General features: G+C 62.8%; 14 protein-coding genes. 11 read left to right on the forward strand and 3 right to left on the reverse strand.

Features of this window, described 5'->3' with window-relative positions; genetic code table 11:
• Nucleotides 1-11 precede the first annotated feature (11 nt).
• The 3 genes from C4K40_RS30070 to C4K40_RS30080 all read left to right on the forward strand — a co-directional run bounded on the left by C4K40_RS30070 (nt 12) and on the right by C4K40_RS30080 (nt 1,780).
• A complete protein-coding gene (locus tag C4K40_RS30070; protein WP_022641726.1) occupies nt 12-932 on the forward strand; it encodes an SPFH domain-containing protein in 921 nt (306 codons plus the stop codon).
• A 10-nt stretch (nt 933-942) separates the two neighbouring features.
• Nucleotides 943-1,392 (forward strand): NfeD family protein, encoded by a 450-nt coding sequence (locus tag C4K40_RS30075; protein WP_053133793.1) that lies wholly within the window; start codon nt 943-945, stop codon nt 1,390-1,392.
• A gap of 70 nt (nt 1,393-1,462) precedes the next feature.
• Nucleotides 1,463-1,780, forward strand: coding sequence for a DUF2388 domain-containing protein (locus C4K40_RS30080; RefSeq protein ID WP_031320675.1), 318 nt, complete (start codon nt 1,463-1,465; stop codon nt 1,778-1,780).
• 69 nt (nt 1,781-1,849) lie between these two features.
• On the opposite strand, the gene C4K40_RS30085 is transcribed toward C4K40_RS30080, so the two are convergent.
• A complete protein-coding gene (locus tag C4K40_RS30085) occupies nt 1,850-2,524 on the reverse strand; it encodes a TetR/AcrR family transcriptional regulator (protein ID WP_053133790.1) in 675 nt (224 codons plus the stop codon).
• A gap of 140 nt (nt 2,525-2,664) precedes the next feature.
• On the opposite strand from C4K40_RS30085, the gene C4K40_RS30090 reads away from it, so the two are divergent.
• Nucleotides 2,665-3,549, forward strand: a complete 885-nt coding sequence (locus tag C4K40_RS30090; protein ID WP_053133787.1) for a DAPG hydrolase family protein — start codon at nt 2,665-2,667, stop codon at nt 3,547-3,549.
• A 52-nt stretch (nt 3,550-3,601) separates the two neighbouring features.
• On the opposite strand, the gene C4K40_RS30095 is transcribed toward C4K40_RS30090, so the two are convergent.
• Nucleotides 3,602-4,204 carry a TetR/AcrR family transcriptional regulator gene (locus C4K40_RS30095; protein ID WP_053133785.1) on the reverse strand — a complete coding sequence of 201 codons (603 nt, stop codon included), beginning with the start codon at nt 4,202-4,204 and terminating at the stop codon, nt 3,602-3,604.
• 452 nt (nt 4,205-4,656) lie between these two features.
• Between C4K40_RS30095 and C4K40_RS30100 the strand changes: the two genes are divergently transcribed.
• The 6 genes from C4K40_RS30100 to C4K40_RS30125 all read left to right on the forward strand — a co-directional run bounded on the left by C4K40_RS30100 (nt 4,657) and on the right by C4K40_RS30125 (nt 11,010).
• A complete protein-coding gene (locus C4K40_RS30100) occupies nt 4,657-5,745 on the forward strand; it encodes a hydroxymethylglutaryl-CoA synthase (RefSeq protein ID WP_053133777.1) in 1,089 nt (362 codons plus the stop codon).
• Between the two features lie 29 nt (nt 5,746-5,774).
• Nucleotides 5,775-6,971: a thiolase family protein gene (locus C4K40_RS30105; protein ID WP_031320678.1), complete on the forward strand. Its 1,197-nt coding sequence runs from the start codon at nt 5,775-5,777 to the stop codon at nt 6,969-6,971.
• A gap of 12 nt (nt 6,972-6,983) precedes the next feature.
• Complete coding sequence (locus C4K40_RS30110; protein WP_053133774.1) at nt 6,984-7,424, forward strand: Zn-ribbon domain-containing OB-fold protein; 441 nt, start codon at nt 6,984-6,986, stop codon at nt 7,422-7,424.
• A 206-nt stretch (nt 7,425-7,630) separates the two neighbouring features.
• Nucleotides 7,631-8,680, forward strand: coding sequence for a type III polyketide synthase (locus C4K40_RS30115; protein WP_031320680.1), 1,050 nt, complete (start codon nt 7,631-7,633; stop codon nt 8,678-8,680).
• Nucleotides 8,681-8,792: 112 nt separating this feature from the next.
• Nucleotides 8,793-10,064, forward strand: coding sequence for an MFS transporter (locus C4K40_RS30120; RefSeq protein ID WP_022641738.1), 1,272 nt, complete (start codon nt 8,793-8,795; stop codon nt 10,062-10,064).
• 13 nt (nt 10,065-10,077) lie between these two features.
• Entirely contained in the window at nt 10,078-11,010 is a 933-nt protein-coding gene (locus C4K40_RS30125) for a fumarylacetoacetate hydrolase (RefSeq protein WP_053133771.1), read from the forward strand.
• Here the strand turns inward: C4K40_RS30125 and gcvP are convergent.
• A complete protein-coding gene (gene gcvP / locus C4K40_RS30130; RefSeq protein WP_053133768.1) occupies nt 11,001-13,865 on the reverse strand; it encodes an aminomethyl-transferring glycine dehydrogenase in 2,865 nt (954 codons plus the stop codon). The genes C4K40_RS30125 and gcvP overlap by 10 nt on opposite strands.
• 189 nt (nt 13,866-14,054) lie before the next feature.
• On the opposite strand from gcvP, the gene C4K40_RS30135 reads away from it, so the two are divergent.
• Nucleotides 14,055-15,194 carry a DegT/DnrJ/EryC1/StrS aminotransferase family protein gene (locus C4K40_RS30135; RefSeq protein WP_053133765.1) on the forward strand — a complete coding sequence of 380 codons (1,140 nt, stop codon included), beginning with the start codon at nt 14,055-14,057 and terminating at the stop codon, nt 15,192-15,194.
• Nucleotides 15,195-15,197 lie beyond the last annotated feature (3 nt).

Genomic DNA, 15,197 nt, shown 5'->3' on the forward strand with positions numbered 1-15,197 from the left:
AGGTGAGACTGATGCAGATCACAAGCGTGCTGCTACTTTTCGTGGGCCTGGCCGTGGCCTTGGTGTTCATGGGCTTCAAGGTGGTGCCCCAGGGCTACCAGTGGACCGTGGAGCGTTTCGGCCGCTACACCACCACCCTCAAGCCAGGGCTGAACATCATCATCCCGGTGATGGACCGTATCGGGCGCAAGCTCAACGTCATGGAGAATGTCCTGGACATCCCGCCCCAGGAGGTCATCACATCCGACAACGCCACGGTGCAGATCGACGCGGTGTGCTTCTTCCAGGTGGTCAACACCGCCCAGGCCGCCTATGAGGTCAACAACCTCGAGCATGCCGTGCGCAACCTGTTGCAGACCAACATCCGCACCGTGCTGGGCTCCATGGAGCTGGACGCGATGCTCAGCCAACGTGACGCGATCAACGAGAAACTGCTGAAGACCGTGGACGAAGCCACCGCGCCCTGGGGGATCAAGATCACCCGTATCGAGATCAAGGACATCAGCCCGCCGGCCGACCTGATGGCCGCCATGTCCGGGCAGATGAAGGCCGAACGAGTCAAGCGTGCGCAAATCCTCGAGGCCGAGGGCCTGCGGGCGGCGGCCATCCTTACCGCCGAGGGCAAGAAGCAGGCGCAGATCCTGGAGGCAGAGGGCGAGCGCCAGGCGGCTTTCCTCGAGTCCGAAGCCCGGGAGCGCCAGGCCGAGGCCGAGGCCCGGGCGACCCAGGTGGTGTCCGCAGCCATCGCCAGCGGCAACGTCCAGGCGATCAACTACTTCGTGGCGCAGAAATACGTCGATACCCTGGGCAAGCTGGCCTCGGCCAACAACAGCAAGGTGATCCTGATGCCGCTGGAGGCCAGCCAGGTAATCGGCGCCGTGGGCGGCATCAGCGAGATCGTCAAGGCCACCTTCGACGGCAAGAAGACCTGAGGCAAGCGTCATGTCGGCATTCCTGCAAGCACTGTCGTTCTGGGACTGGCTGGCCCTGGGCACCGTCCTGTTGATCTTCGAGGTGTTCGGCGCCGGCGGCTACCTGCTATGGATCGGCCTCGCGGCGATTTGCGTGGGGGTCCTGGCGTTCTTGGTCCCGAGCCTGGCGTGGGAAGTTCAATTGCTGCTATTCGGCCTGCTATCGCTGCTGACGGCCCTGTACTGGTGGCGACGCCAGCGCAGCGTGATCCGCGCCAGCGACCAGCCGAACCTCAACCTGCGGGGCCGCGAGCTGATCGGCAAGACCTTCGTGGTGCATCAGGCAATCGTCAACGGCCGGGGCCGGATCAAGGTTGCCGATGGCGTCTGGATCGCCAAGGGTGCCGACGCCCCGGAAGGCGCGCGGGTCCTGGTGGTGGGCCAGGAAGGGGCGATCCTGCTGGTCGAAAATCTCGACTGAACAGTCACGGAACTCGACCAGGGAAACTAGAATCAAACCCTGTAGTTCCCCCTAGTCGGAGTCACCCATCATGCGTCTGAAAACAGCTGTCGTCACAATTGCCCTGCTGTCGCTCCCCGTAGGTTCGGCAATGGCCGACACCTTCTGGCGTAACGTCATTTCCTCCGGTGCGACCACAGGCTCCACCTACCTGACCTTCAAGGACCACAAGCTGATCGTCGCCGCCCAGGACGACGCTGGCAGCTTCGTCGCCAGCCAGGGCAGCATTCGCGGCCCGTACCTGGAGGCCGCGATCCAGAAGGTCCGCGCCGAGAACCCTGGCCTGCAGGCCAGCGACATGGAATTGGCCAACGCCATCCTGGCGAAGAACGCCGTCGCCCAGGAGTAAGGATCGTCCCAGGGATGGCCGACAGCAAACGCCGACCACAGGGTCGGCGTTTTTTTGCCAGGCCAATTCCTAGCCGGTCTTGGCAGTCCGGGACACCGCCTGCAAACCGGCCAGCGCGTAGCTCATCATGTGTTCGATCAACTCGGGCGGATCGAGCTGCAAGCCGGGCAGCACATTGCGCTGTAACTGGCCATGGGCGATCAGCAAGAACAGGCAGGGCGCGAATACGTTGACCGCACAGCGCAAGGTGGCTGGATCGTCCGGCGAGCGCTGCATGATCTGACCAAGGATAGTGCGCACGATCAGCGCCTTCGGGAAGGCCTGCTCCTCGAGCACCTCGGGCAGGACCGAAGAGGGCGACAGCAGCTCGCGGGTCAGCACCTTCAAGGCCCAGCCCTGGCGCGCGCTCCCAAGGCCCTCGATCAGCATGGTGATGATCGCCCGCAGCTTGTCTTCAGGGCTTTGCTGGCTCTCGCTCAGGCTGATCATGGTTTCTATTCCAACCAGGCGGTCATGGGCTTCGCGCAACACCGCCCGATACAGGCCGTCCTTGTTCTCGAAGTGATAATTGACCGACGCATTGTTGGCCCTGGAACTCTCGCAGATCTGCTTGCTGGTGGTATTGGCATACCCCAGTTCGGCAAACAGTTGGCCGGCCATCTCCAGAATCTGCTGGCGAGTCGCCTGGCCATCCTGGCGCGGTGCACGAACTACAGCTGCCTGCGGGGAAACGGGAACGACCATGAGCTCCTCACTAAGTTAAATTCAAATTTGACTTTTGTTTATGGACTGCTTAGCTACAAAGCGCCAGTTTCTCGTTCAACCAGGATCCAAGGTTGCTGTGAAGTGGCGGCTACTCGTCTATTCAGCCAAAGGATATCAGCATGGAAGCACGCGTCATGACCCCCTTCACCTACTTCTCCCTGCCCATGCAGAAGCTGTTCCTGCACAACCAGGCGGAGGTCAGGAACAAGCCCTATGCCAAGTACTTTCGCGGGGACATGCAGGTGCCGCTGTCCGCGGTGCGCAAGATCCAGCAAGGCCCCATGCCCCTGAAGGACACCCTCACCCCGAGCATCGAGGACATCAACCGCCTGCTCGATCCGGACTTCGTCAGCGAGGAGTCCGGCTATGCCCTGCTGCCGGGGCCGATGGCCTATGTGCAAAGCCGCAAGTTCTTTCCCAACTGCACAGCCGACATGTTCAAGTGGTGGTTCATGTGGCACCCGTTGGAGTCGGAGCGCTACACCCTGTGGTTCCCCTACGCCCATGTAAGCAACCCCTGCGTGAACCATCAGCGCCTGTGCGACGAATCGTTGAGCTTCGAAGAGCGGCTATATGGCAACACCTTCTGCGCTTCCGAGTATGTCGGCGACCGCCTGATGCACCTGCATATCGACTTCCAGGAGCCAGGCAAGCTGGGCCTGGACCCCGATCTTTATCGCGAAGCGAAGATCGACGGCAGCGTCAGCGCCCTGATGAGCCTGGCCGATCATCCACAGGTTCCGGTGTCATTGATGGTGCACTTGTTCAAGGAAGTGCCGGGCGGCATGTACCTGACCAGTCGCTACTGGATCGGTGCGCATCCTTCGATGGCCCGTTTTCCCGGGGCAGACAAGGCGGCGGCCATCCTGGAGGAAAACGGCCTGGGTGCCACCGAGCTGGAAACCCTGGCCTATGAATTCGCCGTACACGACATGTGCGAGTTCAACCACCTGGCCAGCTTTCTTCCGGACCTGTATCGGGAGTTCGCGAAACCTTCAGCTTGAAGCACTAAACCAATGAGCCCGCGATATTCGCGGGCTCATTGGTTGGAATGAATCAACGTTGTACACCAGGGCAAACACCGTTGATCAACATGGAAGTGAACTCCTCGATGTCCTGCTCCATCGTCAACTGCTCGGTCAGCAGTCGATACCAGCAAAAACCGAAGATCATATCGAGCAACAATTCACGATTGGTGTCCTTGGGCAACTCACCATTGCTGATGGCATTTTCCACCAGCTTTCTTGGCAACTCCCTCCTGCGCTCCATGAACTGATCCTTGAGCTGGATCAATGTTGCTGGATCCAGTTGCGCTTCAGCTATCACGCAACGGAAAGCCTCCCCGCAAATGGTTTCTCTCCAGACTTTCCAGAGATTGTGCAGCAAAAAATCGAGATCTTTCTTGAACGAGCCGAGATCAGGAGTCTTTCTGACTTGTTCGCTCTCGTTTTCGTAGACTTCTGCGATCAACGCCGCCTTGTTCGTCCACCAGCGGTAAATCGTCGGTTTGCTGGCACCGGCTCGACGAGCCACAGACTCGATACTGAGCCCGGAATAGCCGCATTCCTTGAGGATTTCGATGGTGGAAGTGAGGATGGCTTTATGAGTATGAGGACTTCGCAAAGAGCCGATGGAGCTGCGAGATGGTGTACGAGCCACGATAAAAAAATCTCCAGGCAGGGCGCTTGACAAACGCAACGCAGGGTATAGGATTCCCCCGAATCGAAATGAAACGGTCCGTTTCGTTTCATTCTAAAGAGATCTACGAATTTCTTGTACCGATCCATCTAGATTTTTTAATTATTGCCTAATAGCCAATTAATACGGGGCTTTAGGCAAATACAGCTTCGAATTCAAGGCTTCGATCTTTTGCTTTCAAGAGCCGAGACCGTCCTAGATTCTTATTAAACGAAACGTTCCGTATTATAACATAACGAGGTGAAAAAAAAACTGCTTTCGTATGGCTTTCTTCTATAGAGGAACCGCTCTACTTCGCGGGTTTGCATGACGCCGGCCAGCTGAAGGCAGCAAAACAGTTTTCCGTATGTTTCAAGACTGCTCCTGAAGCAGGCACGCCCCAGTTTTCTGAAGAGAATGGAATCAAGAGGAAAATGAACGTGAAAAAAGTAGGCATAGTCAGCTATGGCGCGGGCATTCCGGTCTGCCGCCTCAAAGTGCAGGAAGTCATCAACGTCTGGAAGAACACCGACCTGAAGCTGGTCGAGGAGAACCTGGGCGTCACCGAAAGAGCCGTGCTGCAGCCGGATGAAGATGTCATCACCCTCGGCGTACTGGCAGCGCAGCGGGCCCTGGACAAAGTCCCCGGCCATGAACTCCAGGCCCTGTACCTGGGAACCTGCACCAACCCCTATGACTCGCGGGCCTCGGCCTCGATCATCCTGGAAATGCTTGGCAGCGGCTACGACGCCTATTGCGCCGACATCCAGTTCGCTGGCAAATCCGGTACCTCCGCCCTGCAGATCTGCCAGGCCCTGGTGGCCTCGGGCATGACCGGCAGCGCCCTGGCCATTGGCGCCGACACCATCAACCGCAACACCGCTCCCGGCGACCTGACCGAATCCTATGCCGGCGCCGGCGCCGCCGCGCTGCTGGTCGGCACCGAGAATGTCATCGCCGAATTCGATGGCAGCTTCTCTTGCGCCGCCGACATCGCCGACAACATCCGCCCCCAGGGTGATCGCTACATTCGTTCCGGGATGGGCCTGGGTTCGGACAAGAACAGCATCGGCCTGGAAGACCAGACCCGCCGCGCCGCCGAAGGGCTGATGGCCAAGCTGCACACCAGCGCCGCCGACTACGACTACGTGGTGTTCCAGCAGAACCTGGTGTCCACGCCCTACTCCCTGGGCAAGCACCTGGGCTTCAACGCCAAGCAGATCGAACCGGGCATCTACGCCGGCAGCGTCGGTGACACCGGGGCAGCCAGCCCGCTGCTGGGCCTGATCAACGTCCTGGACCAGGCCCGTCCGGGGCAGAAGATCCTCATGGTGTCCTACGGTTTCGGCGCCGGCAGCGACGCCATCGCCCTGACCGTCACCGACGCCATCGGGCAGTACCAGAAGCGCAACAAGCCGCTGCGCCAACTGCTCGAGGACAAGACCTATGTCGATTACGGCACGTCCATCAAGTACGAGTTCAAGTACCTGCGGGCTGACTACGCCCTGACCGCCTATCTCTGATTACGCCTGTCTACGCAAGGAGCATGTACATGTGCGCACGTCGTGTTGCAATAGTTTCGGCTGCCTATACGCCGAAGCCCGGTAGTTCACGAGTTCGGCAGACGTTCAAGGAAATGATCGTCGAGTCCGCCTACAAGGCCATCAAGGATGCCAAGATGCATCCCCGCGAAATCCAGGGCGTTGCCTATGGTTATCACGGTGAAGGCATCTCCGAATATGGCGGCCTGGGCCCGACCATTTCCGACGCCCTGGGGATCAGCCCGGCGCCGACCTTCATGAGCACCGCCAACTGCACCAGCAGCTCGGTATCCTTCCAGATGGGCCATCAGATGGTGGCTTCCGGGGAGTACGACATCGTCCTGTGCGGCGGTTTCGAGAAGATGACCGACCACTTCAACTATGCCGAATACATCGGTTCCAGTACCGAGTGCGAGTACGACTACTTCCTCGGCATCTCCCACACCGACGCTTTCGCCCTGGCGACCGCCGAGTACTTCCAGAAGTTCGGCTATGCCGGCCGCGAAGCCGACGTCCTGGCCACCTTTGGCCGGCAGATGCGCATCTATGCGCACAACACCCCTACCGCCACCCGCTATGGCCAGGCGATCCCGACCCTCGAAGCGCTGAAGAACAGCGAAGCCTGCGGCTCGATGCTGGCCTGGGGCGAAGCCAGTGGCTGCGCGATCCTGGTCGCCGAACACCTGGCCCACAAGTACACCGACAAACCGGTGTTCGTGCGGGGTTGCGCCTATACCGGGGTTTCCCACTACTTCGGTACCCGCTTCCACAACCCGACCCTGCACCACCCGGGCCTGCCCAAGGACGTGGGCATGGCCGTCTCGGCCAACTCCATCGCTTGCGCGGAGATTGCCTATAAGAAAGCCGGGATCACTCCCAAGGACATCGACGTCGCCCAGGTCTACGACCTGCTCGGCGCCGGCCTGATCCAGATGGAATCCATGGGCGTCTGCGGCAAGGGCCAGGCTGGCGACTTCGTTCTCGAAGGCGGCATCGCCCTGGACGGCCAGCTGCCACTGAACACCGACGGCGGCAACATCGGCCGCGGCCATGCGTCCGGCTGCGACGGCATCCTGCACATCACCGAGCTGTTCCGGCAGCTGAGGGGTGAAGCCGACAACCAGGTCAAGGGCGCGCGCATCGGCGTGTCGCAGAACCTTGGCGGTTATGCGGCGCACAACTCGGTGATTGTCCTCTCGAACGACTAAGGAGCCCGGACCATGTCCATGTACCCAGAACAGATCCATAGAATGACCACCGCCAGCATGCTCCGCGAATGGCGCGAGCATGGTGGCAAGTACCGCCTCGAAGGCAGCCAGTGCGAAGAGTGCAACGAGATCTTCTTCCCCCGGCGCACGGTCTGCGGCGCTTGCAACTCCATGAGCGTGAAACCCTATCGTTGCGCCCGCACCGGCAAGATCGAGGTCATGGCCCACGCCGACAACCCGATCCTGGCGGCCATGGGTTACGGCGAGACCGTACCGCGCTGCATGGCCATGGTCCGCCTGGACGACGGCCTGGTGATCGCCTCGGAAATCGTCGATGTCTGCGATGCCCAGCAACTGAAGGTCGGCGCGCCAGTGCGCATGGTGGTGCGTAAGCACGTGCGCGAAAGCAACCTGGCCTGGCAGTACGCCTACAAGTTCGTTCTGGATAAATAACTTGTTGTTCAAGGTGCCTTGCCAAAAGGCACCTTGAAGTAAGCCATAAAAATAAAATCCAACTTAAAAGTTACATCAGCGGCAACTTCAGTTCTGGAAGTTGCCCTTGGGCCCCGGTTTTCTTGGGCTCTATGAATTCTATTGCCTATTAACGGGGACACTCCCCAACACTTACTTATTGGCCTGAATACAGCCAAGGATTGGTCATGTCTACTCTTTGCCTCCCACACGTAATGTTTCCGAAACACAAGATCACCCAGCAGCAGATGGTCGATCACCTGGAAGGCCTGCACGCCGACCACCCACGCATGGCCCTGGCCAAGCGCATGATCGCCAACACCGAGGTCAACGAGCGCCACCTGGTGCTGCCGATCGACGAACTGGCGGTGCACACCGGCTTCACCCACCGCAGCATCGTCTACGAGCGTGAAGCACGGCAGATGTCGTCGGCCGCCGCGCGCCAGGCCATCGAGAATGCCGGGCTGCAGATCAGCGACATCCGCATGGTGATCGTCACTTCCTGCACCGGCTTCATGATGCCGTCGCTGACCGCGCACCTGATCAACGACCTGGGCCTGCCCACCTCCACCGTGCAACTGCCGATCGCCCAGCTGGGCTGCGTGGCCGGTGCCGCGGCGATCAACCGGGCCAACGATTTCGCCAGCCTCGATGCGCGCAACCACGTGCTGATCGTGTCCCTGGAGTTCTCCTCGCTGTGCTACCAGCCGGACGACACCAAGCTGCACGCCTTCATCTCGGCGGCGCTGTTCGGCGATGCGGTATCGGCCTGCGTGCTGCGCGCCGACGACCAGGCCGGCGGCTTCAAGATCAAGAAGACCGAGTCGTACTTCCTGCCCAAGAGCGAGCACTACATCAAGTACGACGTGAAGGACACCGGCTTCCACTTCACCCTCGACAAGGCGGTGATGAACTCCATCAAGGACGTGGCACCGGTCATGGAGCGCCTCAACTACGAGAGCTTCGAGCAGAACTGCGCGCACAACGACTTCTTCATCTTCCACACCGGCGGCCGCAAGATCCTCGACGAACTGGTGATGCACCTGGACCTGGCGTCGAACCGCGTCTCGCAATCGCGCAGCAGCCTGTCCGAGGCCGGCAACATTGCCAGCGTGGTGGTGTTCGACGTCCTCAAGCGCCAGTTCGATTCCAACCTGAACAAGGGCGATATCGGCCTGCTGGCGGCCTTCGGCCCAGGCTTCACCGCGGAGATGGCGGTCGGCCAGTGGACCGCCTGATGTGACACCCCGCGTCTGTGCGACCTGACGCTGCCGGGCTACAAGGCAGCGCCAGGCCGTACCCTCCACGGCGCCTCGCGCCGAGTTCATGGTTTGCCAAGGAAGCTGAGCGATGAACACTGGAATGCCAATCACGGCGGCCAACAGCCGCTACGAAAGATCCATGGTGCTATTGCTGTCATTGAGCTTCGGGCTGGTGGGGCTGGATCGCTTCATCATCCTGCCGCTGTTCCCGGTGATCATGCATGACCTGCACCTTGACTATCAGGACCTGGGCTACCTGTCCGCCGCGCTGGCCTTCACCTGGGGCCTGTCGGCCCTGGGCATGGGCAGCGTGATCGAGCGCCTGGGCACCCGCCGCGTGCTGGTGGTGTCCATCACCGTCCTGTCCTTGCTGTCCGGTTTTTCCGCGCTGGCCACCGGCGTGCTGGGGCTGGTGATCCTGCGTGGGCTGATGGGCATCTGCGAAGGTGCCTTCACGCCCACCAGCATCATCGTCACCAACGAAGTATCGCGTCCCGGTCGACGCGGGCTGAACCTGGGGATCCAGCAAGCGCTGTTTCCGATTCTCGGCCTGTGCCTGGGCCCGCTGATCGCCGCCAGCCTGCTGCAGATGACCGGTTCCTGGCGCGCCGTATTCGCCATCATCTCGCTGCCGGGCCTGGTGCTGGCCGCCTACCTGTGGAAGGTCTACCGGCCACAGCCGGCACCCACCGCCGAACAAGCCTGCGGCCATGCCGGGACGCGCTGGCTGGCAGCCTTCAAGAGCGGCAACGTGAGCCTGAACATCCTGATCATGTTCTGCATCCTCACCTGCCAGTTCGTGCTCTGCGCCATGCTGCCCAGCTACCTGACCGACTACCTGCACCTGGAAACCCTGTCCATGGCCTTCATCATCTCGGCCATCGGCCTGGGCGGTTTCATCGGCCAGCTGATCATCCCCGGGATGTCCGATCGCCTGGGGCGCAAGCCGGTGGTCTCGGTGTGCTTCATGACCAGCAGCACCCTGGTCGGCCTGCTGATCGTCAGCCCGGCCATTCCCTGGTTGCTGTTCCTGCTGCTGTTCCTGCTGTCGTTCTTCAACTTCAGCCTGATCTGCATGACCGTCGGCCCGCTGACCAGCGAGTCGGTGCCCGCTGCCCTGCTGCCCACCGCGACCGGGATAGTCGTGGGCTTCGGCGAGATTCTCGGTGGCGGGCTGTCGCCGGCGGTGGCCGGGTTCGCCGCCACCCATTTCGGCCTGCCGTCGATCCTGTATGTCGCCCTGAGCGGTAGCCTGGCCGGCCTGCTGCTGTCGTTGCTGCTCAAGGAAAGCGCCCTCGAGCCCGGCCGCACGCCAAGCCTCGAGCCACGCCCCTTGCCTTCCCGCCCCCTTGCCGATTGAGGACTAGAGAATCATGGATGATTACCTGCTGTTGCTGGATGTCTGCCACAAGGACCAGCGCGCCATCGGGCTGTTCGATTTGCACAATGGCCGCAGTGTGCGGGCGCTCTCCGAACATGGCGGGCTGTACGAGACCCTGCAGTTCTGCGCCCGGCGGCACCTGGGCTGGAGCGAGCACCTGCGCAGCCTGCCGGCCCATCCTCAACTCGCCGCCGACGGGCGCCAGGAAGGCCCGTTGCGCCCGCCCCTCAAGCCCAGCGACAGCCTGCTGGCCCAGGTCAGCGAAGTCACCCTCAATACCCAGCACACCCACCAGGGCTGGTTCTACAAGGGCAACGGCAGCCTGCTCAAGACCGACGGCGAGCCACTGGCGGTTCCCTATCACGCCCTGAGCATCGCCAGCCAACCCGGGGTGGTCTGCGTGTACCTGGTGGATCATTTCGGCCAGCTGCGGTTCGTAGGCTTCAGCCTCGGCCATGACATCCGCGACCCGCTGCTGAGCCGCCAGGATGCCAGCTCCTGTGCGCAGTCGCGCCTGCGCCACTGCGCGATCACCCCGGCGCTGATCCTCGGCGAGCTGCAGGGCAGCCTGTCGCTCAACGTCCGGGTCGAGCGCCAGGGCGCGCAGCTGTCCTACCTCAGCTACCGCCTCGACCAGCAGGCCTGGGGGGCGATTCGCAAGTACTCCCAGACCTTCCTCGAACAGCACGAACAGTTCCTGCAGCCGGGCATGGTCCACTATGTGTTCCACAGCGCCAGCCGACGCGAGAGCGAACTGCAACTGCAACATGGCGACTGGCTGGACCTGGATTGCCCGGAACTGGAGCTGGGCCTGAGCAACCAGGTCGTCGAGGAAGAACTGCTGCACCTGTACCCTCTCGACGCCCAGCCGCGTCGGACCCGCGCCCAGGCTGCCCGGTCGGCCTGGCAACCGGCTCAGCGGTAGGCGTCCACCGGTACGCAGGCGCAGAAGAGATTGCGGTCGCCGTAGACATTGTCCACCCGGTTCACCGCCGGCCAGTACTTGTGGGCCCGCACATGGGCGCTGGGCAAGACCGCCTGCTCGATGCCGTAGGCCCGCGTCCAGGCGCCAGTGATATCGGCCAGGGTATGGGGCGCGCCCTTGAGCGGATTGTCCTCGGCCGGCCACTGGCCCTCCTGGACCTGGGCGATCTCGGCGCGAATGCTCAGCATGGCTTCGACAAACCGGTCCAGCTCGACCTTGGACTCACTCTCCGTGGGCTCGACCATCAGCGTGCCCGGCACCGGGAACGACATGGTCGGCGCATGGAAGCCGTAATCCATCAGGCGCTTGGCCACGTCCTCCTCGGTAATCCCGGTCAACGCCTTCAAGGGCCGCAGGTCGAGGATGCACTCATGGGCCACCCGCCCGTTGCGCCCGCTGTAGAGCACCGGGAAGGCGCCGCTGAGCTGGGTGGCCAGGTAGTTGGCGGCGAGGATCGCCACCTCGCTGGCATCGGCCAGCTGCGGTCCCATCATGGCGATGTACATCCAGCTGATGGGCAGGATGCTCGCGCTGCCCCAGGGCGCGGCGCTGACCGCGTCGTTCTGGGGCAACGGGCCATCGATCGGCACCACCGGGTGGTTGGCGACGAAGGGCGCCAGGTGCGCGCGCACGCCAATCGGCCCCATGCCCGGGCCACCGCCGCCGTGGGGAATGCAGAAGGTCTTGTGCAGGTTCATGTGCGAGACGTCGGCGCCGATATCCGCGGGCCGGGCCAGGCCCACCTGGGCATTGAGGTTGGCGCCGTCCATGTATACCTGGCCGCCATGGCTGTGGACGACTTCGCAGATCTGGCGGATGCCTTCTTCATAGACCCCATGGGTCGAGGGATAGGTCGCCATCAGGCAGGACAAGCGCTCGCCGGCTTGCGCAGCCTTGGCCGCCAGGTCCGCCAGATCGACGTTGCCGGCCTCGTCGCACTCGACGATCACCACCTGCATCCCCGCCATCTGCGCCGAGGCCGGGTTGGTGCCGTGGGCCGAGGCCGGGATCAGGCAGATGTGCCGTTGTCCCTGGTGCCGGCTCTCGTGATAGCGGCGGATGGCCAAAAGCCCGGCATATTCGCCCTGGGCCCCGGAGTTGGGCTGCATGCAGATGGCATCGAAACCGGTGATCGCGCACAGCCAGCGCTCCAGTTCGTCGATCATCAAGCTGTAGCCGGCGGCCTGCTCCCGGGGCGCGAAGGGATGCAGGTCGGCGAACTCCGGCCAGGTGATGGGGATCATCTCGCTGCTGGCGTTGAGCTTCATGGTGCAGGAGCCCAGGGGAATCATCGACTGGTTGAGCGCCAGGTCCTTGTTTTCCAGCTGCTTGAGGTAACGCAGCATCCGCGTCTCGCTGTGATGGGCACTGAACACCGGATGCCCCAGCACCGGGCTGCGGCGCAGCAGCTCATCGGGCACGCCGGACTCCAGCTCCTCGGCATCCAGCACGGCTACGTCCAGGCCATGGTCGGCGCCCAGGAACACATCCCATAGCCGGGCGACGGTGGTTTCGTCGCAGGTCTCGTCGAGGCTCAGGCCCAGCCGGCCACGGCCGAGGATCCGCAAGTTGATCCGCTGGGCCCTGGCGCTCTCGATGATCGCGGTCTGGCTGCCGCCCACCTCCAGGGTCAGGGTATCGAAGAAGTGCCGGTTGACCCGGACGATGCCATGGCGCTCCAGCCCCGCAGCGAGAATGCAGGTCAGCCGATGCACCCGCTGGGCGATGCGCTTGAGCCCCTTGGGGCCGTGGTACACCGCATAGAAAGCAGCGATGTTGGCCAGCAATACCTGGGCGGTACAGATGTTGGAGTTGGCCTTCTCGCGGCGGATGTGCTGCTCGCGGGTCTGCAACGCCATGCGCAGGGCCACCTGGCCCCGGGCATCGCGGGACACGCCGATGATGCGCCCGGGCATGGCCCGCTTGTACTCGTCGCGGCAGGCGAAGAACGCCGCGTGGGGGCCACCGTAGCCCATGGGCACGCCAAAGCGCTGGGACGAGCCCAGCACCACGTCCGCGCCCAGCTCGCCAGGCGGGGCCAGCAGCAACAAGCTGAGCAGGTCGGTGGCGACGCAAACCAGGGCTTGGCGGGCATGCAATTGATCGATCAGCGGCCGCAGGTCGCGGATCTCGCCGTGAGTATCCGGGTACTGCAACAAGGCGCCGAAGACCTCGTGCTCGGAAAGCTTGTCGAGACTATCGACCACCAGCTCGAAGCCGAAGCCCTCGGCCCGGGTCCGCACCACCGAGATGGTCTGCGGATGGCAATGTTCGTCGACGAAGAACCGCTTGCTCCCGGACTTGGCCACACGACTGGCCATGGTCATGGCCTCGGCCGCGGCAGTGGCTTCGTCCAGCAGCGAGGCATTGGCCAGGTCGAGGCCGGTGAGGTCGATGGTCATCTGCTGGAAATTCAGCAGCGCCTCGAGCCGACCCTGGGCGATCTCCGGCTGGTAAGGGGTATAGGCGGTATACCAGCCGGGGTTTTCCAGCACGTTGCGCAGGATCACGTTGGGCGTGCGGGTGCCGTGGTAACCCATGCCGATCAGGCTGGTCCAGACCTGGTTCTGCGCCGCATAGCCCTTGAGCCGCGCCAGGGCCGCCGTCTCGTCGAGGGCCGGCGGCAGGTCCAGGGCACGATTGAAGCGAATGGCTGGCGGTACCGTCTGCTCGATCAGCTCGACCCGGCTGCCGAGCCCGAGGCTGGCAAGCATGGCTTGCTGCTCCTGGGAATCGGGTCCCAGGTGCCGGTCGAGAAATGCATTGGGCTCACGTAGCTGGGTCAGGGATGGCATGGCAGTCTCTCTCCGATGAACGGCGCTCAGCGTCGATGCGACAGGGTGCCAAGCAGCATAGCAGCCGATTTTGCCCCTCGGCGCTCTGGCGCCCCGAGGCATTCGGGACCATCATGCTGGGCGTCAGCGCGCGCCCCGGCGCGCCTCAATCCATGTTCCCAGCGTCCGCTTATCGGGTGTCCCATCGTCATGAGCCAACTGCCCTTCCTGCCGTTCTCCAAACCCACCATCGATGAACCCACCATCGCCGCCGTCGGCGAGGTGCTGCGCTCGGGCTGGATCACCAGCGGTCCCAAGGTCCAGGCCTTCGAGACGCAGCTTTCGCAGTTCTTCGGCGGCCGCACCGTGCGGACCTTCAACTCCGGCACCTGCACCATGGAGATCGCCCTGCGCATCGCCGGCATCGGCCCGGGCGACGAAGTGATCACCACGCCGATCTCCTGGGTCGCCACCGCCAACGTGATTCTCGAAGTGGGCGCCACGCCGGTGTTCGCCGACATCGACCCGGTGACCCGCAACCTCGACCTGGACCAGGTCGAGGCCGCCATCACCCCGCGCACCAAGGCCATCATCCCGGTGTACCTGGCCGGCCTGCCGCTGGACATGGACCGCCTCTACGCCCTGGCCAACAAGCATGGCCTGCGGGTGGTGGAGGACGCCGCCCAGGCCCTGGGCTCCAGCTGGAACGGCCAGCGCATCGGCGCCGGCGGCGACTTCGTGTCGTTCAGCTTCCAGGCCAACAAGAACGTCACCTGCTCCGAAGGTGGCTGCCTGGTGCTCAATACCCCGGAAGAAGTGCGCCTGGCCGAGAAGTACCGCCTGCAAGGGGTGACCCGCAGCGGCCACGACGGCCTGGACGTGGATGTGCTGGGCGGCAAGTTCAACATGACCGACGTCGCCGCGGCCATCGGCCTCGGGCAGTTCGCCCATATCGAGGCGATCACCACCCACCGTCGCGAGCTGGCCCGGCACTATTTCGAATGCTTTGGCAGCGATTTCCAGGAGCGCTACGGCGCCCAGCTGCCACCGGCGGACTTCAGCAACAGCAACTGGCACCTGTTCCAGCTGGTCTTGCCCGAGCGCCAGGATGGCCAGCCGGCCCGCGCCACGTTCATGGAGCAGATGCAGCAACGGGGTATCGGCATCGGCTATCACTATCCGCCGATTCACCTGTTGAGCCTGTACCGCGAGCGCGGCTTCAAGGAAGGAATGTTCCCGGTAGCGGAACGGGTGGGACGCCTGATCGTGTCGTTGCCGATGTTCACGGCGATGGACAAGAGCGATGTGGAGCGCGCGGTAGCCGCGGTCAAAGAGGTGTTGCAGAGGTAAGGG

This window comes from Pseudomonas sp. CMR5c (genome assembly GCF_003850545.1).
GTDB classification, from domain to species: Bacteria; Pseudomonadota; Gammaproteobacteria; order Pseudomonadales; family Pseudomonadaceae; genus Aquipseudomonas; species Aquipseudomonas piscis.

Coding starts and splice junctions, on each gene's coding strand:
- C4K40_RS30070 (WP_022641726.1), top strand. CDS start 12: ATGCAGATCACAAGCGTGCTGCTACTTTTCGTGGGCCTGGCCGTGGCC.
- C4K40_RS30105 (WP_031320678.1), top strand. CDS start 5,775: ATGTGCGCACGTCGTGTTGCAATAGTTTCGGCTGCCTATACGCCGAAG.
- C4K40_RS30085 (WP_053133790.1), bottom strand. CDS start 2,524: ATGGTCGTTCCCGTTTCCCCGCAGGCAGCTGTAGTTCGTGCACCGCGC.
- C4K40_RS30115 (WP_031320680.1), top strand. CDS start 7,631: ATGTCTACTCTTTGCCTCCCACACGTAATGTTTCCGAAACACAAGATC.
- C4K40_RS30135 (WP_053133765.1), top strand. CDS start 14,055: ATGAGCCAACTGCCCTTCCTGCCGTTCTCCAAACCCACCATCGATGAA.
- C4K40_RS30075 (WP_053133793.1), top strand. CDS start 943: ATGTCGGCATTCCTGCAAGCACTGTCGTTCTGGGACTGGCTGGCCCTG.
- C4K40_RS30120 (WP_022641738.1), top strand. CDS start 8,793: ATGAACACTGGAATGCCAATCACGGCGGCCAACAGCCGCTACGAAAGA.
- C4K40_RS30100 (WP_053133777.1), top strand. CDS start 4,657: ATGAACGTGAAAAAAGTAGGCATAGTCAGCTATGGCGCGGGCATTCCG.
- C4K40_RS30110 (WP_053133774.1), top strand. CDS start 6,984: ATGTCCATGTACCCAGAACAGATCCATAGAATGACCACCGCCAGCATG.
- C4K40_RS30125 (WP_053133771.1), top strand. CDS start 10,078: ATGGATGATTACCTGCTGTTGCTGGATGTCTGCCACAAGGACCAGCGC.
- gcvP (WP_053133768.1), bottom strand. CDS start 13,865: ATGCCATCCCTGACCCAGCTACGTGAGCCCAATGCATTTCTCGACCGG.
- C4K40_RS30080 (WP_031320675.1), top strand. CDS start 1,463: ATGCGTCTGAAAACAGCTGTCGTCACAATTGCCCTGCTGTCGCTCCCC.
- C4K40_RS30090 (WP_053133787.1), top strand. CDS start 2,665: ATGGAAGCACGCGTCATGACCCCCTTCACCTACTTCTCCCTGCCCATG.